This is a genomic window from Cohnella suwonensis, from assembly GCF_042655365.1.
Taxonomy (GTDB): Bacteria; Bacillota; Bacilli; order Paenibacillales; family Paenibacillaceae; genus Cohnella; species Cohnella suwonensis.
In genome coordinates, this window is record NZ_JBHSMH010000041.1 from 17,171 (window position 1) to 41,221 (window position 24,051).

Genomic DNA, 24,051 nt, shown 5'->3' on the forward strand with positions numbered 1-24,051 from the left:
CAACATGGAACATTTAGCACCAAAAATCGAGGTCGGCGGCATCGAGTTCGACTTGGCCGCGATCATGATGATCGTCATTTCCAGTCTCATCGTCTTTATCCTTGCCCGTCTTGCCGTACGTAACCTTTCGGTGGAGAATCCCGGCAAGCTGCAGAACTTCCTGGAATGGGTCGTCGAATTCGTCCAAAGCATCATCGGGCAAACGATGGATCCCAAGAAAGGCAGACCGTACCTCGCTCTCGGTTTGACGCTCATTCTTTACATTTTCGTCTCGAATATGTTGGGTCTTCCCTTCAGCATCGTGACGGAAGCGCACGGACACCACATTCCGAAGGTGTTCGGGCATGAGCTCATCATACCGGAAGACACGGAACACGCCGCTTGGTCTTGGTGGAAATCGCCTACGGCGGACGCTTCCATGACGATGGCGCTCGCGTTGATCGTCATCGTGCTGTCGCACGTCGAGGGTATTCGTCAGAACGCCAAGCATTACTTCAAGCACTACATCAACAACCCGAACATCGTTTTCTTGCCGATTCACTTGATCGAAGTCGTGTCCAAGCCGTTAACGCTCGGCTTGCGGCTATTCGGCAACATCTTTGCCGGCGAGGTCATGATCGGCGTTATTCTAGGCATGGGCTGGATCGGTATACCGGCGATGCTCGTATGGCAAGGCTTCAGTATTTTCGTAGGCGCGATCCAATCTTTCGTCTTCACGATGCTGACGATGGTTTACATCTCGCAATCGATCGTTCACGAAGAGGATCACTAAAAAATTAAAACCCGAATAACTACTAAAAAAACAATTATCTCGAGGAGGATTTACAAATGGAATACGGTTATTTAGCAGCAGGTATCGTGTTTGGTCTGGGCGCGCTCGGCGCTGGTATCGGTAACGGTTTGATCTTCAGCAAAACGGTAGAGGGCATCTCCCGCCAGCCCGAGCTTCGCGGTACGTTGACTTCCACGGCGTTCATCGGCGTAGGTCTCGTTGAAGCAATGCCGATCATCTCCCTCGTTCTTGCCTTCATGTGGGCGAAATAATCAACTTTTTCGAATCGTAAGGCGCGGAGTCGGATTAGCCTCCACGCCTTCCTTTTGCAGTTAATGCACGTAGCTTGATTGAGCCGTGTGAAAGGAGTGTAGATCGGTGGAAATTTCTTGGTCCAATTTTTTCATCCAACTCGTAGCCTTCGCGATTTTGTTCTGGCTACTGTCCCGTTACGCGTTCAAACCGTTGTTCGGAGTCATGGAGAAGCGCCGTCAGCTCGTTCAGGAGCAAATGGAGAGCGCCCAGAATAACCGCAGCGACGCGGAACGTTTGATCGAAGAGCAGAAGCAAGCGTTGCAACAAGCGCGCAAAGAAGCGCACGACATTATCGAGCAAGCGAGAACGACCGGTTCCAAGCAGGCGGACGAAATCGTTCAATCCGCCCGCAACGAGTCGAGCCGCATCAAGGAAGACGCGGTACGCGACATCGAGACGGAGAAGAACAAAGCGGTTGCGGCGTTGAAAGCGCAGGTCAGCGGCTTGTCCGTTCTGATCGCTTCCAAAATCATCGAGAAGCAAGTGGACGAACAGTCCCAGAAGCAACTCGTGGATCAATACCTGCAAGACGTAGGGAATAAGTCATGAGCCGCGGCACGGTAGTCGCCAAACGGTACGCGAAGGCGCTGTTCCAGCTCGCGCAGGAACGCGGCCAAGTGGCCGAGACGGAAGTGCAATTGAAGGCGATCGTAGGAGCCATCGACGGAGACGCGAGCATTCGCGCGTTCCTGGTCGCTCCCAACGTCACGTTAGACAAGAAGCTGCAAGCTTTGAATAACGCGTTCGGCGGTCACGCGTCGCCGATCGTGCTCAACCTGGTCAGCCTGCTGATCGAACGCGGACGCGAAAGCGAATTGCCGGCCGTATTGGCCGCTTACCTGCAAGTCGCGGGCGACGTGCTTCGCCGCGCGGACGCGCATGTCGTATCCTCTCAGCCGCTCAGCGAGCTCGAGAAAATCAAGCTGGCCGAGAAATTCGGCGCCACGCTTGGCAAAACGGTACGGGTAACGAACGAAGTCGACCCGACCCTGCTCGGAGGACTGACCGTTCGCATCGGCGACACGCTGTACGACGGAAGCCTTCGCGGCAAGCTTCAACGGCTGGACAAAGCGCTGCAAACGGCGGCGATTTAATTTTAACACTACCATTTGTTAGCAATGGAGACAGGGGTGAACGAATTGAGTATTAAGCCCGAAGAAATCAGCACTCTGATTAAGCAACAAATCGAGCAGTATCAATCCGATATTCAAGTCGTTGACGTAGGCACCGTCATCCAAGTCGGTGACGGTATCGCCCGCGTACACGGTTTGGAGAAATGTATGTCCGGCGAATTGCTCGAGTTTTCCAACGGAGTCGTCGGCATGGCGCTCAACCTCGAGGAAGACAACGTCGGCGTCGTCATCATGGGACCTTTCAAAGGCATCCGCGAAGGCGATCAAGTCAAACGCACGGGACGCATCATGGAAGTTCCGGTCGGCGAAGCATTGCTCGGACGCGTCGTGAACGCACTCGGCCAACCGGTCGACGGCAACGGCCCGATCAACACGACGCAAACGCGTCCCGTCGAATCCCCGGCTCCGGGCGTTATGGACCGTAAATCGGTTCACGAACCGATGCAAACGGGCATCAAAGCGATCGACGCGATGATTCCGATCGGCCGCGGCCAACGGGAACTCATCATCGGCGACCGCCAAACGGGTAAAACGACGATCGCGGTAGACACGATCGTTAACCAAAAAGGCAACGGCGTTATTTGTATCTACGTTGCAATCGGACAAAAGCAATCCACCGTTCGCGGTCTGGTCGAAACGCTTCGCAAACACGGCGCGTTGGACTACACGATCGTCGTATCGGCGAGCGCTTCCGAGCCTGCTCCGCTCTTGTACCTGGCTCCTTACACGGGCTGCTCCATGGGCGAACACTTCATGTACAACGGCAAACACGTTCTGATCATCTATGATGACTTGACGAAACAAGCCGCGGCATACCGGGAATTGTCCCTGTTGCTCCGCCGTCCTCCGGGCCGCGAAGCGTATCCGGGCGACGTATTCTATCTGCACTCCCGTCTGCTCGAGCGCGCGGCCAAGCTGAGCGACGAGAAAGGCAGCGGTTCGATGACCGCGTTGCCGTTCATCGAGACGCAAGCGGGCGACGTTTCGGCTTATATCCCGACCAACGTCATCTCGATTACCGACGGTCAAATCTTCCTCGAGTCCGATCTGTTCTACTCCGGTCAACGTCCGGCGGTTAACGTCGGTATTTCCGTATCCCGGGTAGGTAGCTCCGCTCAGATCAAAGCGATGAAGAAGGTTGCCGGTACCCTCAAAACCGACCTTGCGCAATACCGCGAGCTCGCGGCGTTCGCCCAATTCGGTTCCGATCTCGACAAAGTAACCAAATCCCGTCTGGATCGCGGTATCCGCACGCTCGAAATCCTCAAGCAAGGCGTTAACGCGCCGCTGGCCGTAGAGCGCCAAGTCGTTTCCCTGTACATCGTGACCAAAGGTCATCTCGATACGATTCCGGTACAAGACGTTCGCCGTTTCGAAGCGGAGTTCCTCGGCTTCGTCGACGCGAACCGTCCGGAAATCTTCAGCTCCATCCGCGACACGAAAGATTTGACGCCCGATACGGACAAAGCGTTGATCGACGCGATCGCAACGTTCAAAAAAGGTTTTGCCGTAACGGCGTAAGCCATACGAGAGCGGATCTGAACGCAACATTAGCTTGAGCCGGGATTGCCACGAGGCAAGCCCGGCAATAAGGTGGTGACAACGATTGGCTAAAGGGATGCGCGAAATCAAGCGCTCGATCAAGAGCAAGCAGAATACGAAACAAATTACGAAAGCGATGGAGATGGTCGCGGCTTCCAAGCTGAGACGCGCTCAGGAAGCTGCGGTTGCAGCCCGCCCGTACACGGACAAGATGAAGGAAGTGATTTCCAGCATCGCCTCCTCGTCCGGCGGCAGCAAACATCCGATGCTGATCAGCCGCCCGGTCAAGAAGACCGGTTATCTGGTCATCACGTCGGACCGCGGTCTTGCCGGCGGTTATAACGCCAACATCCTTCGTAAAGTTCTGAATACGATCAAAGAAAACCACAAATCGGCCGACGAGTACGCGATTTTCGTCATCGGACGCAAAGGCCGCGACTTCTTCAAGCGCCGCAACATCGCGCTCGTCGACGAAGTGACCGGATTATCCGATTCTCCGAAGTTCTCGGACATCAAGGAGATCGCTGCGCGTGCCGTCCAAGGCTACGTCGACGGAACGTTCGACGCGCTGTATCTGGCTTTCAACGAGTTCAAGAACGCGATCACGCAAATTCCGACGCTGAAGCAGATTCTCCCGCTCGGAGAGATGAAGGCTTCCGGTGGAACGGCGGATTACGAGTACGAACCGTCCGCGGAGGAAGTGCTTAGCGTCCTTCTGCCGAAATACGCGGAAACGCTCGTGTTCAGCGCCGTGCTCGAGGGCAAGGCCAGCGAATTCGGATCCCGGATGACGGCAATGGGCAACGCGACGAAGAACGCGACGAAGATGATCGCGAACTTGACGCTGACTTACAACCGCGCTCGGCAAGCGGCGATCACGCAAGAGATTGCGGAAATCGTGGCCGGAGCGAACGCACAGCAATAAATTTCGTGACGGTTGAACGCAAGCCCGCGGGCGTTGAATTCAATCGCACTTCAGGAGGTAAACCCATGAGCAAGGGACGCGTTGTTCAGGTACTGGGCCCGGTCGTCGATATCGAATTCGACCACGGACATTTGCCTGACATTCTCAATGCGATCAAAATCGAAGCAAAATCCGACGGCTCTAACGGAAAAGACATCAGCCTGACGGTCGAAGTCGCGCAGCACCTTGGCGACAACCTCGTTCGCGCGATCGCGATGTCTTCCACCGACGGACTCGTCAGAGGAACGGAAGTCAACGATCTCGGCATTCCGATCACGATTCCCGTCGGACCCGCGACGCTCGGCCGCGTATTTAACGTACTCGGCGACGCGATCGACGGCAAAGGCGAAGTCGACCGTTCCAGCGTAAACCCGATTCACCGCACGGCTCCTTCTTTCGAAGAGCTGACGACCCAGACGGAAATGCTGGAGACGGGAATCAAGGTCGTCGACCTTCTCGCTCCGTATACCAAAGGCGGTAAAATCGGTCTGTTCGGCGGCGCCGGCGTAGGCAAAACCGTATTGATGCAAGAGCTGATCCACAACATCGCTTCCAACCACGGCGGTATTTCCGTATTCGCCGGCGTAGGCGAGCGTACACGCGAAGGTAACGATCTCTACCACGAGATGACGGAATCCGGCGTTATCGCGAAGCTCGCGATGGTGTTCGGCCAGATGAACGAACCTCCGGGCGCGCGTATGCGCGTCGCTCTGACGGGTCTGACGATGGCGGAATACTTCCGCGACGTCGAAGGCCGCGACGTTCTTCTGTTCGTCGACAACATCTTCCGCTTCACGCAAGCGGGCTCGGAAGTATCCGCGTTGCTCGGACGCATGCCTTCCGCGGTAGGTTACCAACCGACGTTGGCAACCGAGATGGGTCAACTTCAAGAGCGTATCACGTCCACGAAAAAAGGCTCCGTAACGTCGATTCAAGCGATCTACGTTCCTGCCGATGACTACACCGATCCGGCTCCCGCAACGGCGTTCGCTCACCTTGACGCGACGACGAACTTGGAGCGTAACATCGCGGCAATGGGTATTTTCCCTGCGGTAGATCCGCTGGCATCCTCTTCCCGTATCTTGGCTCCGGAAATCGTCGGAGAAGAGCACTACGCGGTAGCGCAAGGCGTTAAGCGCCTGCTGCAACGCTACAAAGAATTGCAAGACATCATCGCGATCCTCGGTATGGACGAGTTGTCCGACGAAGACAAGCAGCTCGTACTTCGCGCGCGTCGCATTCAATTGTTCCTTTCCCAGCCGCTGCACGTCGCAGAGGCGTTCAACGGCATTCCGGGCGTGTACGCGCCGATCAAAGAAACGATTCGCTCCTTCAAAGAGATCCTCGAAGGCAAGCATGACGATCTTCCGGAGCCGGCTTTCCATAACGTCGGCATCATCGAGGAAGCCGTCGAGAAAGCGAAGAAACTCGCAGCTGAGGTTTAATCAGCCGCCGGTTTGGAGGATACGATATGAGTACCTTACGGTTAGAAATCGTTACTCCGGAGCGCAAGGTTTACGAGAAAGACGTGAACATGGTCGTCGTCAAAGGCATCGCGGGTGAGCTCGGCATTTTGCCGCACCACATCCCTTTGGTGACTCCGCTCAAGATCGCTCCGGTTAAAGCCAAGATCGGCAACGAGAACGAATTCATTGCCGTTCACGGCGGTTTCGTCGAAGTACGCAAAGACAAAGTGGTCATCCTCGCGGAAGCCGCCGAGCTCGGCGCGGACATCGACGTGTCCCGCGCGCGTTTGGCGAAAGAACGCGCGGAACGCCGTCTCGCGCAGAAACAATCGGACATCAACTCGGCTCGCGCCGAATTGGCGCTTCAACGCGCGATCAACCGATTGGAAATTTCCGGCGATAAATAAGCCTGTCGAGAAAGCCTTTCCCCGAATCGAAAGATTCCGGGAAAGGCTTTTTCGTCTTTCGACGGCGAGCTCTCGCGGAGTCCGGGGTTGACGAAGGCGCCGGAGAGAAATTATAGTGGTAGCGATTGCCGGAGGACGCTTGCCGGCGCGGGAAGCAGGAGACCGATGAACGAACGAAGGGCGAGATCGCGCTGGCTGAGCGATGCGACGATCCGCAATAAAATTATCCTGATCTACATTCCTCTCGTCATTATTCCGCTTCTCGTTACGGGGATCGTATCGAACCGGATGTATACGAGCAATATCGTCAAGAAAACGGAGAAGAGCATTTCCGACAATTCGAGGCTGATCGCGACGCAGGTCGAAGGCATCGCCCGGAACGCGGAAAGCTGCGCCAATATCCTGACTTTGAACTTGAACCGGGTCATCCATGATGAGGGTCAGCCAACGGACGAGCCTGATGCGCGGTACGTCTCGCTGCTGACGAACCAATTGAGCTTCGCGCTGCTCGTCTTTCCGGATGTCGACGCGGCGGCATTCATCGACGCCGAAGGCTATGCCTACGCTTCGAACCCGAGCCTGCTCGAACAATCGCAGCTCTATTTCGATAGCGGTATCTATGAGCGCTTATATCAGTCATCCGGCAATAACGTCTGGTTCCCGATGGAGAAGAGATCTTATTTAAGCCGGTCGGGCGAGCAGACGGTGCTGACGCTCGGCAAGAAAGTATCCGACATCGCGACGGGAAGGACGCTCGGTTGGCTGATCTTGAACGTCGACGAGAATCGTATCTCCCGCATTTTCCCGATCAACGGCGCGCTGCCGTCGGAGATGAACTATTTGGCCGATGCGGGAGGCAAGATCGTGTCGTCGGTGGACAAGGAGGCGTTGCTTCGCTTGATCGGGGATGAAGACTTGCGGCAATGGGCCACGGGCGAAGCCGAAAGAACCGGCGTCGAAGTGCCTTATCGCGAGCGAGGCACGCTTGCGATCGGTCATCCGCTAGCGAAGCTGGGACTGACGCTCGTCTCTGTCGTGCCGATGAAAGAGCTGACGAAGGAAACGCGCGGTATCACGTTATTCGTCCTAGTCCTCGTCGCCAGCGGCTTGCTGCTCGTCGTCGCGAGCGCCGGCTTGCTGTCCAAGACGATAGCGACGCCGATCGTGCGGCTGACCCGGACGATGAGGAAGGTCAAGGAAGAATCGCTGGACCCCACTTTCGACGTGCAAGGCAAAGACGAGATCGGCCTGCTCGGCGAAGGATTCAACTCGATGATCGGGCGAATCCGCCGATTGCTGGAGGAGATCGCCAGGGAGCAGAAGAGCAAGAGGGAGTACGAGCTCGCGTTGATCCAAGCGCAGATTAAGCCTCATTTTCTGTATAACACGTTGGACGTGATTTACGCTTTATCGGGCATGGGAAGGGATAAAGACGTTCAACGAACGACGAAGGCGCTGGCCGATTATTATCGCATCGTGCTGAGCAAAGGGCGGGAGATCATTACGCTGGGGCAAGAACTGCAGAACGTCAGAGACTATCTCGCGATTCAGAAAATGAGGTACGCGGACGTGTTCGACTACGAGATCGACGTGCCGTCGGAATTGCATGCCGCCGCGGTCTTGAAGATGACGCTGCAGCCGCTCGTGGAAAACGCGATCTATCATGGGTTAAAGCCGGCTGACCGGTTCGGAAAACTCACGATTAAGGGCGAAGCGGACAAAGACGGCGTCAAGCTCGTCGTGAAGGACGACGGCGTCGGTATCTCGTTCGCGAAGATCGAAGAGTTGAGCAATAGACAAGAGGCCGACGGCATCTCGTTCGGCGTCAGCAGCGTCGACAGAAGAATCAAGCTGTATTTCGGCGATTCGTACGGACTGCAATTAACCGGGGAACCGGGGCAGGGAACGGAAGCGATCGTAACGTTGCCTTTCGAGGCTCCGGACAACGCGGACGTTCGTTCGCCGGCGAAGGAGGATGAACGATGAACATCATGATCGTGGACGACGAATCGATTTTCCGGGACTATCTTCGGCAAGCGCTGGACTGGGGCCGCTACGGCTTCAGAATCGCGGGAGAAGCCAAGAACGGGGCGGAGGCGCTCAAGCTCGCGGACGAGGGCCATTACGATATGGCGCTCGTCGATATCAACATGCCGATCATGGACGGATTGGAGCTATGCGAGAAGCTCAAGGGCAAGCATCCGGACATCGATGTCGTCATCATTACGGGACATAACGAATTCGAGTACGCGAGGCAAGCGATAAGGCTTGGCGTGGAAGACTATATTCTGAAGCCCTTCTCCAAGGACGAGCTCGTGCTGACGCTGCTGAAATGCCGGCGGAAGCAAGAGCAGACGCTCGAAGCGAGGCAATCCGAGCAAGCCGACCGGCAGTTGATGGTCGACAGCGCGTTGTTCCGGCTCGTGACCGGAGACTCGCCGGAGAAGCCGGAGAAGCTGCAGGAAAGACTCGCCCAATGGGGCGTATCTCTTGGCGGGCCGGAGAGCTCTTATAGCGTCGCGTGCATCGAGATCGACCATATGGAGAGGCGTTGGAACGAGGCGGCGGAGAGGGAGCTGTGGAAATTCGCCGTGTCGAACATCCTGTCGGAGGCGTTGGGCGCAGAAGGGACGCTGTTTCTGTTCAACGGACCGGAGGGAAGAATCGTTTGCTTGCGCGCCGACAAGGAGATCAAGCTCCCCATGGGCGTCTTGCCGAAGCTGGACAGCTACGAGGAATTGATTTTCCACATTCGCAAATACTTGAAGCTCACCGTCACGATCGGCGTGGGAAGAAGGTACAAGGAGATCGACGGTATCCGGCGCTCTTACGAAGAGGCGAGGGACGCGCTTCGGCAGAAATTCCTGCTCGGAGACGACAAAGTGATTCCTTACGCGGAGCGGCCGCCGGCAGACAAGGATAAGTCGGCATTCCTGCAGGACGCCAACGAGATGCTTCAGCATCTGCTTCGGGTAGGCGATGCCAAGGGACTGGAAAAGCGGATCGACGAGCTGTTCGCGAGCATCCGCGAGCACAAGCTCAGCTTGGATATGACCTATGTCGCGTGCATGGGGTGGATCTCTCTATGCCTCTCCCACGTTACGGAGCTCGGACATCCGATCGAGGATTGCTTCGGAGAGCATTTCTTTCCGTACGCCGAGATCCGATCGCTTCAGACGGCGGAATCGGTGAAAGTATGGATCAAATCGTTGTTCGTCCGAACGCTGGAATACGTCAACCGGCACAAGACGACGCGTTCGGGCGTCATCGCGGCGCAAGCCAGGACTTATATCGAGCGTAGCTTCCACGACCCCGAGCTATCCGTGGAAAGCGTAGCGGCCAGCGTCTTTATTAACGCCAGTTACTTGCGGGCGGTGTTCAAGAAGGCGTTCGGCGTGACGGTAGGCGAGTTCATCACGCATACGCGCATGAACAAAGCCAAGGAACTGATGGGCGCCAACATCCGGCTTTCCGAGATCGCGGAACGGGTGGGCTTCCAGGACGCGGGCTATTTCGGCAAGGTGTTCAAGAAGTTCTACGGCTCGACGCCGTCGGAGTACGAGAACGGCTTGCTGCGCAACAAGAAGTAAAACCCGCGGTCGCGAGGGCTTCGAATACAAGCGGATAGTACCAATCCGTATCGGTTTTTCCCTTATAGCGAGAGGGGGCTGAATTATATAATGGGCATGTAGCGAAAGTGAAGAGAATCAGGGAGGTCCAATTAGATGATGAAGCAAACAGGATCGGTGCTGCTCGCTTTGACCTTAGCCGGCAGCCTTGCGGCTTGCGGCAGCAACAACGACAACAACGAATCGTCGGCGTCTCCGTCGGCTTCGGCGACGACGCCGGCCAGCGCGGCGGCGAGCCCGGCGGCAAGCCCGGCGGCAAGCCCGTCCGCGGACGCGTCGGCGGAACCGGTCAAACTGCGCATTTACGCGCAATACGCCGGGGAAGATACCGAGAAGCCATACGACTACGCGGTAGCGGAATTGAAGAAAGAAATGCCGAACGTCGAGCTGGAGCTGGACATTCAAGCGCAAGACGACGGCCAGAAGCTTAAGACGTACGCGGCGACGGGTAACCTGCCGGATATTTTCCAAGCGGGCCAAGACATCATCAGCACGTTCAGGGCATCGGGCAACATCCTGCAACTCGATCAGTACGTGGACAGCACGGGCTTCCGCGACGCGATCCTGCCGAGCGCGCAGAACACGCTCGTGGCCGACGACGGCCATACGTACGCGTTCCCTTACGCGGGCAACGAAATGATCCTGCTCTTCTACAACAAAGAAATCTTCACGAAATACGGCGTTACGCCTCCGACGACGTTCGACGAACTGAAAGCGGCCGTCGATACGTTCAAGCAAAACAAAATCACGCCTCTCGCGGTGTTCGCGAAAGAAAAATGGCCGGGCGTCGCCTTGTACGACATGTTCGCTTCCCGTTACGACGAAGGCGGCGTGCTCAAAATGGACAAAGGCGAAGCGAAAGCGAGCGACGAGAGCTACAGAGCGGCAGCGGAAAAGCTGGCGGAGCTCGTGAAAGCGGGCTTGCTCGCCAAAGGCGCGACGAGCATGAACTACGACCAAGCGGCGGCCTTGTTCTACGAGGGCAAAGCGGCGATGTTCCTGAACGGCCAATGGGAAATCGACGCTTCCACGAAAGCGCTCGGCGACAAAGCCGGCTGGATCTACTACCCGGCCAAAGACGCGGCGAGCGTAGAAGCTTCGAAGCTCGTGTTCAGCGGCGGAGGCGGCCCTGGCGGTTACGCGGTGTCCCCGCACACGAAAAACCCGGAGCTTGCGGCTAAAGTAGCGGCGTTCCTGTCCCGCAAATACGCGGAGTATAAATACACGCAATACGGCACGCCGATCGTCGCGACGAAAGTCGACAAAGCGATCGAGAAACCGTATCCGCCGATGATGGACGAATTGAGTAAAATCATCCCGAACATGAAAACGACCGCGTTCGCTTGGGGATTGTCCAATCCGAAATTCAAAGCGGCGATCGAAGACGCATCCCAAGCCCTTCTTGCGGGCAGCTCGGTAGACCAATTCGTCAAAGACGTAGACAAGGGACTCGCCAAGTAACACGGGCGGCGCTTGCGAACTTACACCGCGTGCGAGCGCGGTGTAAGTCTTTTCTAAAGGGGTCATGCGGTACCGAGACCGCGTGCAGGAGGGTGAACGTGATGAATAAATTTATGGGTAACCGGCTGGCGATCGCGTTGTTCGTATTGCCGGCGGTGGCTTTGTATTCCGTGATCGTCTTCTGGCCGGTCATGCAGACGTTTTATCGCAGCTTCTTCGATTGGGACGGCTTAAGCGCCGCGACTTTCATCGGCTTGGACAACTTCAAGGAGCTGTTCCAAGACGACCTGTTCTGGCTTTCCGTCAAGAACGGATTGTACTTCGCGGCCGTGATCGCCGTGTTCCAGATCGGGATGGGAACGTTGCTCGCCTTCGGCGTGGCGGAAGCCCACATCAAGGGACGCAAATGGCTCAGAGTCAGCTTCTTCATTCCCGTCGTGCTGTCCGTCACGGTCGTGTGCCAGCTCTGGATGGCCGTGTACAACGGCGAGTACGGCTTGTTGAACAAATTGTTCGAGGTATTCGGTTTCTCGTACCGGCAAGATTGGCTTAGCGATCCGAAGGTCGCGATATTCGCGATAGCGGCCGTTAACGCCTGGCAGTTCATGGGTTACCACTTCGCCTTGCTGTACGCCGGAGTGAAGTCGATTCCGCCGGCCTTCCACGAAGCGGCCAAGATAGACGGCGCGAGCAAATTAAGGGCGCACCTGATGATTACGATTCCGCTCATGCGGGAAACTTACCGCTTCTGTTTGATTTTCGCGATTACGGGCGGCTTGAACGCCTTCGCCCAGATGCTCATCATGAGCAACGGAGGACCGGGCACCTCGACGTATACGCTCACTTACATGATGTACCGCTCGGCGTTCCGGGTGAACGAATTCGGCTACGGCAGCGCGTCGGCGGCCATTCTCGTCATCGAATGCCTGCTCGTCACTTTGGTCATTAACCGTTTGGTCGCGCGCGAACGGATCATATACTAGGAGGTCGGCCATGCGAACATTATCCAACTTCCGGAAGAGCCAACCGATTCTTCAGCTGTTCATGTGGGTTTACGGTCTCATATCGGTTTATCCTCTGATCTGGATGGTCTTCTATTCCCTGAAAAACAACGACGAAATCTTCGTGTCGAACCCGTTCGGCGTCCCGACGAAGCTTCGCTTCGAGAATTACGAGTCCGCTTGGAACAGCTTCAAGGTTCCGGTGTACTTCATGAACAGCGTCATCGTCTCCGTGGCGGCCGTCGTCGGCGCGGTCGCGCTCGCGGTGCTGTTCGCCTACGCGTCGGCGAGGATGAGATGGAGGTTCCAGAACGCGGCCCGCGTCTATATGCTAATCGGGCTGTTTATCCCGGTGCAGGTGATCATGATCCCGCTCGCGGTGCTCATGCGGGACTTCCACTTGGTGAATTCCTTGTTCTCGCTCATCGTTCCTTACATCGCGTTTAATCTGTCGTTCACGACGATGGTTTTCTACGGGTTTTTCCGTACGATTCCGCTGGAGCTCGAAGAATCCGCGTGCATGGACGGCGCGTCCATCTACCGCACGTTCTTCAGCATCATGCTGCCGATCATCCGGCCCGCGATCGCGACGATGGTCATCTTCGTCTTCTTGGCGGCGTGGAACGAGTTCCCGATCGCCCTCATCATGATCAGCAAAGAAACGCTCAAGACGCTGCCGCTCGGCCTGTTGTTCTTCCAAGGCCAATTCACGACGGATTGGGGCGCGATGGGCGCGGCCATGACGATCGCGAGCTTGCCGACGGTGCTCGTCTACGTCTTCTTCAGCGAAAAAGTCGAGAACTCGTTGACGGTCGACGCGGCGGTAAAAGGTTGATCGGTTAGGCGAATCGGATTCGAGAGTTCGCGGTTGACGGGCATTCCTCCGGGGCTTCAAGCTCCATCATTTTCACTGGTACGTGAAGGGGCCGCACTTCCAAGTGCTGCACCAGAAGTTCGAGGAATTGTACGACCTCGCGGCGTTGAAGCTGGACGAGCTCGCGGAGCGTATCCTGACCGTCGAAGGGAGTCCGTCGTCGACGATGAAGGAGTACTTATCGCTCGCGACTCTTCGCGAGAGCGGGAAGTCCGCGGCGGAGGAAGACATGCTCGCTTAGGCGATCGCGGACTTGAAGGAATTGTCCGCGGGACTCGAAGGCGGCCGAAACGGCGGAGAAGACGGGCGACACCGTGACGCACGACGTGCTCTTCGGCCAGGCCGGGGAGCTGCAGAAGCAAATATGGATGCTCCGTTCCACGTTGGGATGAGCGGTGTCCGAAAGAGGAATGGCGCGGAAGCAAAGGAGCTATCCCGAAAGTAAGTAAGCTTACTTCAGGGACAAATCGATTTTAGTTAAAAGCATGTAATTGACGAAAACGGTACGGAGCAGATCCAGCATTACTCTCCGTCCCGTTTCTTTTTGGATATTGGTGACCAAACGCCAAACCTCTATCGTTCCCCATTTGTCCAAATAAACTTTCTTCAGAACCATGAACTGTAAAACATACGGTTAATTCAGTTATATAATGTTGAACAATATCATCTGCCTGCACAACATACATATAATTAAACCGATTCTAGCCACATACCGGGAAATAAGCCATATTACCTGTACCTTCTGCAGTAAAACTTAAAATTGCATGCGATAGAACGATAATTACTGTTTGTTTTACAGTTATTTTTTCCACATCGACTCCAATCCCCCTCTCGTCAACTCATACTGGACGATTCGCTCTCCCGCTCCTCTCGCAACTGGGACCATCCATCCTTTATCGCAAAGAGATCTCAATAACCTGACTGCCGTACGATGATTGATCTCGAAGTGATCCTCCACATCTTTTGGACGGGTTGGCCGAGCTAGGCTGGCAGCCAGACGGATTACTTCGTTCTCCTCAAAAACGGCCCGTTTTACTGTAGTTTGGCTCGTTTCATATTGGCTTAAAAGCATGCGCATAAGAGCGACGATAAGCCCGGGGTTGCTCTCCACATCGTCATATGCGATGGAAATGACACGAAAGCCTAATGCCTCGAGATAAAGCTCTCGCCTGCACTCCCCGCAAAATTTATTGCGATCCATCTCCTTAACGTGGCTGTTAAAGCCTTTAATTTCCCATAAAAGCGTCACTTTCCACCCGGGGATTTTATAGGCAAAATCCGCAAAGTAGGACTTCCCACGCCAATCCGTTACCTCGTATTCCGGATGAAGCCCGTCAAAATTCCCCTTTAACTCCCACCAAATATTTTGACAAAAGAGCTTTTCTCCATGACCGTGCCCCCTTTCCAAACGGCCCTTGCGCTCTCCTGCCCGATGATCTAGATGGCACCGAATAAATGCGGCATGCGCTTCTTCAAATTTCATTCCTATTCCTCCTCCGGATAAAAATGAAAAACGCCCCAACCCCCGTCTTTGTACGGTGGATTAGGACGTTCTTCGTCTCTTCTCGTATTCTACCATAAATAATTGAACTGCCAAAGTCATCGGTTATGACATATGGACAGCCCTTTTTTCTCGAATAATGGCACTTATAAGGAAATCTGATGGCCTTCCAATGTAAACGCTATTTTCATGGACACCCATTGGGAGCATTTGTTATACTTATGGGGGAAATTTACCTGTTCGCCGTTGGACTTGGGAGGCGTTGAAGTGGAGAAATACATCAATTCCTACGTCATTGTGACCGTCTTCCTGATCTTGGGCATCGCTTTTCCGATCTTCGTCCTGTGGCTCGGTTCCCTGCTTCGGCCGAACAAGCCGAACGCAGAGAAGCAGACGACGTACGAGAGCGGCAACGACCCGGTCGGGGACAGCCAGATCCGCTTTAATGTCAGGTATTATTTGTACGCGCTGATGTTTGTCGTGTTCGACGTGGAAACCGTGTTTCTTTACCCTTGGGCCGTAGCTTACAGGCAGCTAGGGTTATTTGCGTTAACGGAGATGGCGATATTCGCGGGCTTGCTGCTTGTCGGACTCGTGTACGCTTGGAGGAAGAAGGTGTTTAAGTGGAATTCGATTTAGCGAACGTATCTCCGGAAGACCGGAAGGAAATCGAGCGCAACGTATTCTTTGGCACCATCGATCAACTGAAGGGCTGGGCAAGAAGCAACTCGCTGTGGCCGCTTACGTTCGGGCTCGCCTGCTGCGCCATCGAGATGATGGCGGCCGGCGGCGCCCATTACGACTTGGACCGGTTCGGCGTCATGTTCCGCACGTCTCCGAGGCAAGCGGACGTCATGATCGTCTCGGGCACGGTCACGAAGAAAATGGGACCGCTGCTGAAGCGGTTGTACGACCAGATGCCGGAGCCGAAGTGGGTCATCGCGATGGGCTCCTGCGCGACCGCGGGCGGACCTTACGTCAAGTCCTACTCCGTCATTAAGGGCGTAGACCAGATCGTTCCGGTGGACGTCTACATCCCGGGCTGCCCGCCTAACCCGGCCGCGCTGATCTACGGCATCAACAAGCTTCAAGAGAAGATTCGCTACGAGGCGAAGACCGGGAAGCAGGTGACGAACCGATGAGCGAGAACGACAATCGCGACCCGGTAGAGAAGGCGTCCGCCGAGCCCGTCGCCGTCGAGCCCGAGGCATCCGCGGTCGAACCCGAGGCGCCGGAGCCTCCGGTAGCGGAGTCGCCGTCGGCGTCGGAGCCGGTTGCGGCGGAAGCCGCGCCGGCAGTGCCTGCGTCCGCGGAGCCCGATGCGGCGCCTGCGGCCGAGAAGCCCGCGGCCGAAGCCGAAGCGCCTCCCGCCGCGTCCGCTCCGCAAGAAGAAGCGCCTGCCGCGCCGCCGGCGCGCCGCGTCGAGACGGACGAGGAGAAGGCCGCCCGCCGTAAGGCGGCGCTCGAGGCTCGCGAAGCGGCCAAAGCCGCGGCCGCCCAAGCGGCAGCCGAAGCGGCCAAGGCCGGAACGGAAGGCCGCGCCGCGGCGAAGTCGGCCGAGGCGGGCGAGCCCGCCGCCGATGAGCCGCCGCCGAAGCCTCCGTCCCCGAACCAACCGCGGCTCGATCGCGTCGTCCGGCTGCTGCGCGAGCTCGTCGCGGAGGACGCCGTCGAAGAAGCTTACATTAATGAAGCGAACGACCATTTGCCGACGCTGTCCCTGAAGAACGAAAGCTGGCCTCAAGCGGCCCGCCTCTTCCGGGAGCATCCGGAGCTTGCTTGCGCGTACTTGCGCAACGTGTCCGGCGTCGATTACGAAACGTATATGGAAGTCGTCTACTATCCGCTGAACATGGACGCCCGCCAGAGCTACTGCGTGAAGGTGAAAACCGACCGCGAGAGCCCGTCGGTCGCTTCCGTGACGCCGGTCTGGCAGACGGCCAATTGGAACGAACGCGAAATCTACGACTTGCTCGGTATCGATTTCCCGGGCCATCCGGATCTTAGACGCATTATGATGTCCGACGATTGGGTCGGACACCCGCTACGCAAAGACTACGTCCCGCTCGACCCGGAGGTGTAAGCGACCGTGATACGTACCGAAGAGTTGCTGCTTAACGTGGGTCCTCAGCATCCGAGCACCCACGGCGTGTTTCGGATCATCGTCAAGTTGGACGGGGAAGTCATCACGGAAGCGACGCCCGTCATGGGCTATTTGCACCGGGGGACCGAGAAGCTCGCGGAGGACCTGAACTTCACGCAGATCGTTCCGTACACCGACCGGATGGATTACGTGTCGGCCATGACCAACAACTACGTACTCGTCCACGCGGTGGAGAAAATGATGGGGCTGGAAATTCCGGAACGCGCGGAATTCATGCGGTTGATCGTCATGGAAATGCAACGCGTCGCGAGCCACTTGGTCTGGTGGGGGACGTACTTGCTCGATATCGGCGCCATGAGTCCGTTCCTCTATGCCTTCAGCGACCGCGAACGCATTCTCGGATTGTTCAACGAACTGTGCGGCGCCCGGCTCACTTATAACTACATGCGGGTCGGCGGCGTCAAATGGGACGCGCCGGAAGGCTGGATCGACCGCGTGAAGACGTTCGTCAAGGACATGTACGTCCGGTTGGACGAATATCATAATCTGGCGAGCGGCAACGAGATCTTCCTCGCCCGCATCAAGGGCGTCGGGAAGTACGACGCGGCGACGGCGATCGATTACGGCTTGTCCGGGGCGAACCTTCGTTGCACGGGCGTCGACTGGGATCTGCGCAAAACCGAGCCGTACAGCTTGTACGACCGGTTCCAATTCGACGTGCCGGTCGGTAAGAACGGCGACTGCTTCGACCGCTATCAAGTTCGGATGGCGGAGATCGAGCAGAGCCTTCGCATTCTCGAACAGGCGTTGGAACAGTTCCCCGGCGAAGGGGAGACGATGGGCAAGGTGCCCCGCGTCATTCGTCCGCCGGCCGGCGAGATCTACGTGCGCATCGAATCGCCGCGCGGCGAGATCGGCTGCCACATCGTCTCGAAGGGCAAAGCGGAGCCGTACCGGCTCAAATTCCGCCGGCCGTCGTTCGTGAACCTGCAAATCCTGCCCAAGCTCCTCGTCGGGGAGAGCATGACGAACTTGGTCACGATTCTCGGCGGCATCGATATCGTGCTCGGGGAGGTCGACTGCTGATGCAGCACTTCTGGGATAAGCCCCTGACCTGGGGCTACGGCGGCATTTTCTTCGCGGGAGCGGTCGCCGTGCTCGCGGTCGTCATCTTTTTCGTGACGTACGCGATTTATTTCGAACGCAAATTCATCGGCTGGATGCAGTACCGCAAAGGCCCGAACCGCACCGGTCCGCTCGGCTTGCTGCAATCGGTCGCCGACGTGACGAAGCTGCTCGTCAAGGAAGACACGATTCCGAACAAAGCGGATAGGGGATTGTTCGTGCTCGCCCCCGTTCTCGCGTTCGTGCCGTCTTTCGCGGTTCTCGCCTTCATCCCTTACACGATGGATCTTCAATTCGCCGACTTGAACGTCGGCTTCCTGTATTACATCGCGCTTTCCGGCATCACGACGATCGCGATCGTCGTCGCCGGCTGGGCGTCCAACAACAAGTACTCTCTCTTGGGCGGCATGCGGTCCGCGGCGCAGATGATCAGTTACGAGGTTCCGCTCGTCATGTCCGTCGTCGGCGTCGTCATGATGTCCGGAAGCCTGAATCTGAGGGAGATCGTCCTCTCGCAGAACGGCTACTTCTGGCATTGGAACTTCCTCCCGCAAATTCTCGGCTTCGGCATCTTCGTCATCGCCGCGATCTCCGAGCTGAACCGGACGCCGTTCGATTTGCCGGAGGCCGAATCGGAGCTCGTCGCCGGCTACCACGTCGAGTATAGCGGCTTCCGTTTCGCGTTCTTCATGCTCACGGAGTACATCTACGTGTACGCGATCGCCTGCCTGACGACGATTCTGTTCCTCGGGGGCTGGAACCCGCCGATTCCGCAGCTCGATTTCGTTCCGGGACTCGTCTGGTTTTTCCTGAAATTCGCGGTCATCGTGTTCTCGCTCTTCTGGATCCGGGCGACGTTCCCGAGACTTCGCGTCGACCAGCTCATGGGCTTGGCCTGGAAAGTGCTTCTGCCGCTGGCGATCCTCAATATTTTCTTGACCGCGTTAGGCATAGAGTTGCTAGGATAGGGAGGCTGAAGCCATGAAAGGTATGCTCAAAGGGCTTGGCGTAACGCTGAAAACGATGGGGACGAAGAAGGTCACGATGGCTTATCCCGACATGCCCGTCGTCATGCCGGACCGTTTCCGCGGCATTCAATATTTCGAACCGGATAAGTGCATCGTCTGTAACCAGTGCGCTCGCATCTGTCCGACCGACTGCATCACGCTGACGGGCAAGGCGAATCCGGACCCGGAGAAAAAAGGAAAAGTCATCGACACGTTCGACGTGAACTTCGAGATTTGCATCCTGTGCGACTTGTGCACGGAAGTGTGTCCGACGGAGGCGATCGTCATGACGAACAACTTCGAGCTCGCCGCCTACAGCCGCGACGACTTGTACAAGGATAAGCAGTGGCTTTACGAGAACAACAAGAACATTCGCGAGGACAACAACAACATCGGCTCTCCGAAAGGAGGCGCCAAATAATCCGTGCTTAACTTCGATATCGATTTTACGGGCGAGTTCGCGGCGTTCTTCGCGTTGTCGGTATGCGCGATCGTCGGCGCCGTGATGGCCATCAACTTCACGAAGGTCGTCCATACGGCGCTGTCCGTCGCCTTCACGTTCGTGGCGCTCGCCGGATTATACGTCGTTCTCGAAGCCGAGTTCGTCGCGTTCGTTCAAGTGCTCCTGTACGTCGGGGCGATCACGATTCTGATGATCTTCGGCATCATGATGACGAAGCACGACGGAGAAGGCCGCGAGCCGGCCAGGCCGCTGCTCGAGACGCTCGCGGCGATCGGCTGCCTATGCTTGTTCGGCATTCTGTTCTACGGCATCCGTAACGCGAATTTCCCGGCCGAATCCGCCGCGTTCAAGGAAGACAACACGCGCGAGATCGGCTTGCAGCTCTTCTCCCAATACGCCATTCCGTTCGAGCTCGTCTCCGTGCTGCTGACGGTGGCGTTCATCGGCGCGATCGCCCTCGCGAAGAGAGAGGAGGACGCGCCTTGACGATGCTGTCCTCGTATTTGACGTTGGCCGCGGTGTTGTTCTGCATCGGCTTGTACGGCGTGCTGACGAAGCGCAACGCGATCGTCGTGCTTCTGTCTATCGAACTGATGCTGAACGCGGTCAACCTGAACTTGGTCGCCTTCTCCAAGTACGGCGTCAACCCGAGCTTGGCGGGACAATTTTTCTCCCTGTTCACGATCACGGTCGCCGCGGCGGAAGCCGCGATCGGCATCGCGGTACTTATCGTCCTCTATCGCGGCCGCGCGACGGTGAACGTGGACGAATTCGACGAGCTGAGGAGGTAACGACCATGAGCACGTTCTTTACGGAATCGGCGTGGCTCGTTCCGGTATTCCCGTTCGTCGCCTTCGCCGTCCTGACGGCGATGGGCAAGGGAATGAAGCGGGCCGGCGCCTGGATCGCGACGATCGCGTCGTTCCTGTCGCTCGTCTTGTCGCTATGCATAGCGACGGAGCGGATATCGGGAGATACGCCGGACTACCGCAATCAGATGGACTGGATCCACATCGGCGACATCAAGCTCGTCGCCGGCTTCGAGGTGACGAACTTGTCGACGGTCATGCTCGTCGTCGTGACGCTCGTCGCGTTCCTGGTCAATCTGTATTCCCAGGAATATATGAAGAAGGACGACAGAATCTCGACGTTCTTCGCGTACGTAGCCCTGTTCACGAGCTCCATGCTCGGCTTGGTGCTGTCCGACAATCTGCTGACGTTCTATATTTTCTGGGAGCTCGTCGGCGTCTGCTCGTTCCTGCTCGTCGGCTTCTGGTACCAGAAGCCGGAAGCGAAGGCGGCGGCCAAGAAGGCGTTCATCGTGACCCGCATCGGGGATCTGGGCTTGTTCGTGGCACTCTTGCTGCTGTTCTGGTACATGCCGGGGCACGCGCTCGATTTCACGACGCTGCATAACGTCTACGATACGCAGACGGGCGCGATCTCGACGGGCATCACGACGCTGATCGCCATTCTGATCTTCGTCGGTGCCGTCGGCAAGTCGGGGCAATTCCCGCTTCACGTCTGGCTTCCGGACGCGATGGAGGGGCCGACGCCGATCAGCGCGCTCATCCACGCGGCGACGATGGTCGCGGCGGGTGTCTTCCTCGTCGACCGCACGTTCGACGTATTCGAAGCGTCGCAAGTCGCGATGACGACGGTCGCGATCGTCGGCGCGTTCACGGCGATCTTCGCGGCGACGATCGGCCTCGTGCAGAACGACATCAAGCGGATTCTCGCTTATTCGACCGTCAGCCAGCTCGGCTATATGATGCTGGCGCTAGGGGTCGGATCCGCGACGGGCGCGATGTTCCATCTGTTCACCCACGCGTTCTTCAAGGCGCTTCTGTTCCTGGGAGCGGGCAGCGTCATCCATAGCGTACATACGCAGGATATTCGCGAGATGGGCGGACTCGGCCGCAAGATGAAAATCACGGCGTGGACGTTCGGCATCGGCGCTTTGGCGTTGTCGGGCATTCCCCCGTTCTCCGGCTTCTGGTCCAAGGATGCCATTCTGACGGCGGCTCTCGACGATAATCCGATCCTGTTCGCGGTCGGGGCGCTAGCCGCCTTCTTCACCGCGCTATATATGGCGCGGCTGTTCTTCCTCGTCTTCGCGGGCAAGCCGCGCGAGGGCCAGCACGCGAAGGAATCCTCGTCCGCGATGACGATACCGCTTATCGTACTCGCGGTGCTCGCGACGGTCGCCGGCTTCGTCGAGACGCCGTTCTCCGGCTGGTTCGGTCACTGGTTGTTCGGCGAAGGGGAAGAACATCAAGCGAGCGGCCTTGTCATGATCGTCTCCGCGGCCGTCGGGCTGCTCGGCCTCTACATCGGATGGCTGACGTACATCAAAGGAACGATCCGGCGCGACGCGGTGTCTTCCCGCATGCCGGGTCTCGTTAAAGTGCTGGAACGCAAATATTACATCGACGAGCTGTACGACCTGTTGTTCGTAAGATCGCTCCGCGGCTTGGGCAAAGCGCTAGAAGCGTTCGACGAATACGTCGTCGACGGCGTCGTTCGCTTGACGGGGCAATGCGCGGCCGGCATCGGCCGGCTGAATACGAGACTCCAGAACGGCCAAGTTCAGACCTACGCCCTGACGGCGCTTATCGGCATCGTGATTCTCGTCGTCGCCATCGCCGGAAGGAGGTTCTGGTAATGCTGGATCACCTGCCGGTGTTATCCCTGATCGTGTTCGCGCCTCTCGTCGGCGCGCTGATCGTCCTGCTGCTTCCCGGTTCGCGCAGCAACTGGCTTCGCGCGACGGCCATCGTCTTCTCGCTCGTTCCGTTCGTTCTGACCCTTCTGCTCTTCGCGGCTTACCAGCCTAACGTCGGAGGGGGCGAATATACCGAGCATGCGACATGGTTGTCCGTCGCGATGAACGGCGAGCAGTTCGGTCCGAGCGTCTCGTCCATTAAAGTCGCGTTCGACTACCATCTCGCGGTCGACGGCATCTCGTTGCCGCTGATCTTGCTCGCCGGCGTCGTATCGACGATGTCGGCGCTCGCCTCGGTGCATATTCGCAAACGGTGGAAAACGTACTATTCTTTGTTTTTGCTCTTATTGACGGGAATATACGGCGTGTTCCTCGCGCGGGACTTGATCCTGTTCTTCATCTTCTTCGAGATCACGCTCATTCCGATGTTCTTCCTGATCGGCATATGGGGCTATTACGGACGGGAGAAAGCGGCGACCCGCTTCCTGATCTATAACGGGCTAGGCTCCGCCGCCATGCTGCTCGGATTTCTTATCCTGATCACGACGCTGGGCTTCACGGCCGTAGGCGACGCGTCGGGATCGAAGTTTCTGTTCAGCGGCAATTACGACGTCATCCTGTCCAATCTGACGGACCCGAACGCGATCGCGAACATCGACGACGAGCAAACGCGCTACTTCGGCTTGTTTTTCTCGGAGCAGGCCAAGTGGGGAGCGTTCGTGCTGCTCCTGGTCGCCTTCGGAATCAAGGTGCCCATCTTCCCGTTCCATACGTGGATGCTGCGCGTCCATACGGAAGCGCCGCCTCCGGTCGTCATGATTCACTCCGGCATTCTGCTGAAGATGGGCGTCTACGGCCTCATTCGGTTCGTGCTCTTCCTGTTCCCCGAGCAGATGAATTCGTGGACGACCGTCATCGCGGTGCTCGGCGTCATTAATATTCTGTACGGCGCCGTGCTCGCTTGCGTGCAGAAGGAGTTCAAGCTCGTACTGGCTTACTCGAGCATCAGCCATATGGGCATCGTGCTGCTCGGCATCGCGTCGCTCGAAGAAGTCGGGCTGCAAGGCGCGATCTACCAATCCGTGTCGCACGGCTTGATCTCGGCGCTGCTGTTCCTGATCGTCGGCAGCTTGTACGAACGGACGGGGACGACGCAGCTCGGCGAGCTTGGCGGATTGGCGAGAGCCGTTCCGTTCATGTCGGGCATCCTGCTGATCGCCGGACTCGCCTCGCTCGGTCTTCCCGGGCTATCGGGCTTCGTCGGAGAATTCCTGTCCTTCCTCGGTTTGTTCGGCTCGATGAAGACGCTCACCGCCATTGGCGCGATCGGCATTCTGCTGGCTGCCGTGTACGTGCTTCGAAGCGTGCTGAACATCACCTTCGGAGCGCTTCCCGAGAAGTTCGTCGGCATGAAGGACGCCAGATTCATCGAAGCGTTGCCGATGATCGCGCTGGCCGCGTTCATCGTCCTGCTCGGCGTCTATCCTTCCTTGCTGACGGATCTGATGAGGAACGGATTCGGCGTCGCGCTAGAACATTTCCAGACGAGGGTGGGGGGATAA

Annotated in this window: 25 protein-coding genes; 24 read left to right on the forward strand and 1 reads right to left on the reverse strand. The window is 57.2% G+C overall.

Features of this window, described 5'->3' with window-relative positions; all coding sequences use genetic code 11:
- Positions 1–4: 4 nt before the first annotated feature.
- The 14 genes from atpB (at position 5) to ACFPPD_RS12895 (ending at position 13,805) form a co-directional block, all read left to right on the forward strand.
- Positions 5–772: a F0F1 ATP synthase subunit A gene (gene atpB, locus ACFPPD_RS12830; protein WP_209745097.1), complete on the forward strand. Its 768-nt coding sequence runs from the start codon at positions 5–7 to the stop codon at positions 770–772.
- A gap of 56 nt (positions 773–828) precedes the next feature.
- Positions 829–1,044, forward strand: coding sequence for a F0F1 ATP synthase subunit C (atpE, locus tag ACFPPD_RS12835; RefSeq protein ID WP_209745100.1), 216 nt, complete (start codon positions 829–831; stop codon positions 1,042–1,044).
- A gap of 106 nt (positions 1,045–1,150) precedes the next feature.
- A complete protein-coding gene (gene atpF / locus ACFPPD_RS12840) occupies positions 1,151–1,636 on the forward strand; it encodes a F0F1 ATP synthase subunit B (RefSeq protein WP_209745103.1) in 486 nt (161 codons plus the stop codon).
- Positions 1,633–2,181, forward strand: a complete 549-nt coding sequence (locus ACFPPD_RS12845) for a F0F1 ATP synthase subunit delta (RefSeq protein WP_209745107.1) — start codon at positions 1,633–1,635, stop codon at positions 2,179–2,181. The genes atpF and ACFPPD_RS12845 overlap by 4 nt, the downstream gene beginning before the upstream one ends.
- A gap of 45 nt (positions 2,182–2,226) precedes the next feature.
- Complete coding sequence (gene atpA / locus ACFPPD_RS12850) at positions 2,227–3,741, forward strand: F0F1 ATP synthase subunit alpha (RefSeq protein WP_209745110.1); 1,515 nt, start codon at positions 2,227–2,229, stop codon at positions 3,739–3,741.
- An 85-nt stretch (positions 3,742–3,826) separates the two neighbouring features.
- Positions 3,827–4,687, forward strand: coding sequence for an ATP synthase F1 subunit gamma (atpG, locus tag ACFPPD_RS12855; protein ID WP_209745113.1), 861 nt, complete (start codon positions 3,827–3,829; stop codon positions 4,685–4,687).
- 65 nt (positions 4,688–4,752) lie between these two features.
- Entirely contained in the window at positions 4,753–6,171 is a 1,419-nt protein-coding gene (gene atpD / locus ACFPPD_RS12860) for a F0F1 ATP synthase subunit beta (protein WP_209745116.1), read from the forward strand.
- 26 nt (positions 6,172–6,197) lie between these two features.
- Complete coding sequence (locus ACFPPD_RS12865; protein WP_209745119.1) at positions 6,198–6,599, forward strand: F0F1 ATP synthase subunit epsilon; 402 nt, start codon at positions 6,198–6,200, stop codon at positions 6,597–6,599.
- A 165-nt stretch (positions 6,600–6,764) separates the two neighbouring features.
- Positions 6,765–8,585: a sensor histidine kinase gene (locus tag ACFPPD_RS12870; RefSeq protein WP_209745122.1), complete on the forward strand. Its 1,821-nt coding sequence runs from the start codon at positions 6,765–6,767 to the stop codon at positions 8,583–8,585.
- Positions 8,582–10,189, forward strand: a complete 1,608-nt coding sequence (locus ACFPPD_RS12875; RefSeq protein ID WP_209745125.1) for a response regulator — start codon at positions 8,582–8,584, stop codon at positions 10,187–10,189. Before ACFPPD_RS12870 ends, ACFPPD_RS12875 begins: the two co-directional genes overlap by 4 nt.
- A 135-nt stretch (positions 10,190–10,324) precedes the next feature.
- A complete protein-coding gene (locus ACFPPD_RS12880; protein WP_209745127.1) occupies positions 10,325–11,689 on the forward strand; it encodes an ABC transporter substrate-binding protein in 1,365 nt (454 codons plus the stop codon).
- Between the two features lie 101 nt (positions 11,690–11,790).
- The gene (locus tag ACFPPD_RS12885; RefSeq protein WP_209745130.1) at positions 11,791–12,672 is read left to right on the forward strand and encodes a carbohydrate ABC transporter permease; all 882 of its coding nucleotides are present in this window, start codon (positions 11,791–11,793) and stop codon (positions 12,670–12,672) included.
- Positions 12,673–12,682: 10 nt separating this feature from the next.
- Positions 12,683–13,525: a carbohydrate ABC transporter permease gene (locus tag ACFPPD_RS12890; RefSeq protein WP_209745133.1), complete on the forward strand. Its 843-nt coding sequence runs from the start codon at positions 12,683–12,685 to the stop codon at positions 13,523–13,525.
- Between the two features lie 103 nt (positions 13,526–13,628).
- Complete coding sequence (locus ACFPPD_RS12895) at positions 13,629–13,805, forward strand: ferritin family protein (RefSeq protein ID WP_378082419.1); 177 nt, start codon at positions 13,629–13,631, stop codon at positions 13,803–13,805.
- Positions 13,806–14,363: 558 nt separating this feature from the next.
- On the opposite strand, the gene ACFPPD_RS12900 is transcribed toward ACFPPD_RS12895, so the two are convergent.
- A complete protein-coding gene (locus ACFPPD_RS12900) occupies positions 14,364–15,047 on the reverse strand; it encodes a hypothetical protein (RefSeq protein ID WP_209745140.1) in 684 nt (227 codons plus the stop codon).
- Positions 15,048–15,332: 285 nt separating this feature from the next.
- Here ACFPPD_RS12900 and ACFPPD_RS12905 point away from each other — a divergent pair, with 285 nt between their 5' ends.
- Genes ACFPPD_RS12905 through ACFPPD_RS12950 form a run of 10 tightly spaced genes read left to right on the forward strand, consistent with a single transcriptional unit; the run spans position 15,333 to position 24,051 of the window.
- A complete protein-coding gene (locus ACFPPD_RS12905) occupies positions 15,333–15,704 on the forward strand; it encodes an NADH-quinone oxidoreductase subunit A (RefSeq protein ID WP_378082420.1) in 372 nt (123 codons plus the stop codon).
- Positions 15,689–16,207: a NuoB/complex I 20 kDa subunit family protein gene (locus ACFPPD_RS12910; RefSeq protein WP_209745147.1), complete on the forward strand. Its 519-nt coding sequence runs from the start codon at positions 15,689–15,691 to the stop codon at positions 16,205–16,207. Before ACFPPD_RS12905 ends, ACFPPD_RS12910 begins: the two co-directional genes overlap by 16 nt.
- Positions 16,204–17,148, forward strand: a complete 945-nt coding sequence (locus tag ACFPPD_RS12915) for an NADH-quinone oxidoreductase subunit C (RefSeq protein ID WP_209745150.1) — start codon at positions 16,204–16,206, stop codon at positions 17,146–17,148. The genes ACFPPD_RS12910 and ACFPPD_RS12915 overlap by 4 nt, the downstream gene beginning before the upstream one ends.
- 6 nt (positions 17,149–17,154) lie before the next feature.
- On the forward strand, positions 17,155–18,255 hold the full coding sequence (locus ACFPPD_RS12920) for an NADH-quinone oxidoreductase subunit D (protein ID WP_209745152.1): 1,101 nt from the start codon (positions 17,155–17,157) through the stop codon (positions 18,253–18,255).
- Positions 18,255–19,262, forward strand: a complete 1,008-nt coding sequence (nuoH, locus tag ACFPPD_RS12925) for an NADH-quinone oxidoreductase subunit NuoH (protein ID WP_209745155.1) — start codon at positions 18,255–18,257, stop codon at positions 19,260–19,262. The genes ACFPPD_RS12920 and nuoH overlap by 1 nt, the downstream gene beginning before the upstream one ends.
- Before the next feature lie 13 nt (positions 19,263–19,275).
- Positions 19,276–19,722 (forward strand): NADH-quinone oxidoreductase subunit NuoI, encoded by a 447-nt coding sequence (gene nuoI, locus ACFPPD_RS12930; RefSeq protein WP_209745158.1) that lies wholly within the window; start codon positions 19,276–19,278, stop codon positions 19,720–19,722.
- A 3-nt stretch (positions 19,723–19,725) separates the two neighbouring features.
- On the forward strand, positions 19,726–20,250 hold the full coding sequence (locus ACFPPD_RS12935) for an NADH-quinone oxidoreductase subunit J (protein ID WP_209745160.1): 525 nt from the start codon (positions 19,726–19,728) through the stop codon (positions 20,248–20,250).
- Between the two features lie 2 nt (positions 20,251–20,252).
- Positions 20,253–20,555 (forward strand): NADH-quinone oxidoreductase subunit NuoK, encoded by a 303-nt coding sequence (gene nuoK, locus ACFPPD_RS12940; RefSeq protein WP_209745591.1) that lies wholly within the window; start codon positions 20,253–20,255, stop codon positions 20,553–20,555.
- A gap of 5 nt (positions 20,556–20,560) precedes the next feature.
- Entirely contained in the window at positions 20,561–22,429 is a 1,869-nt protein-coding gene (gene nuoL, locus ACFPPD_RS12945) for an NADH-quinone oxidoreductase subunit L (RefSeq protein ID WP_209745163.1), read from the forward strand.
- On the forward strand, positions 22,429–24,051 hold the full coding sequence (locus ACFPPD_RS12950) for a complex I subunit 4 family protein (RefSeq protein ID WP_209745165.1): 1,623 nt from the start codon (positions 22,429–22,431) through the stop codon (positions 24,049–24,051). The genes nuoL and ACFPPD_RS12950 overlap by 1 nt, the downstream gene beginning before the upstream one ends.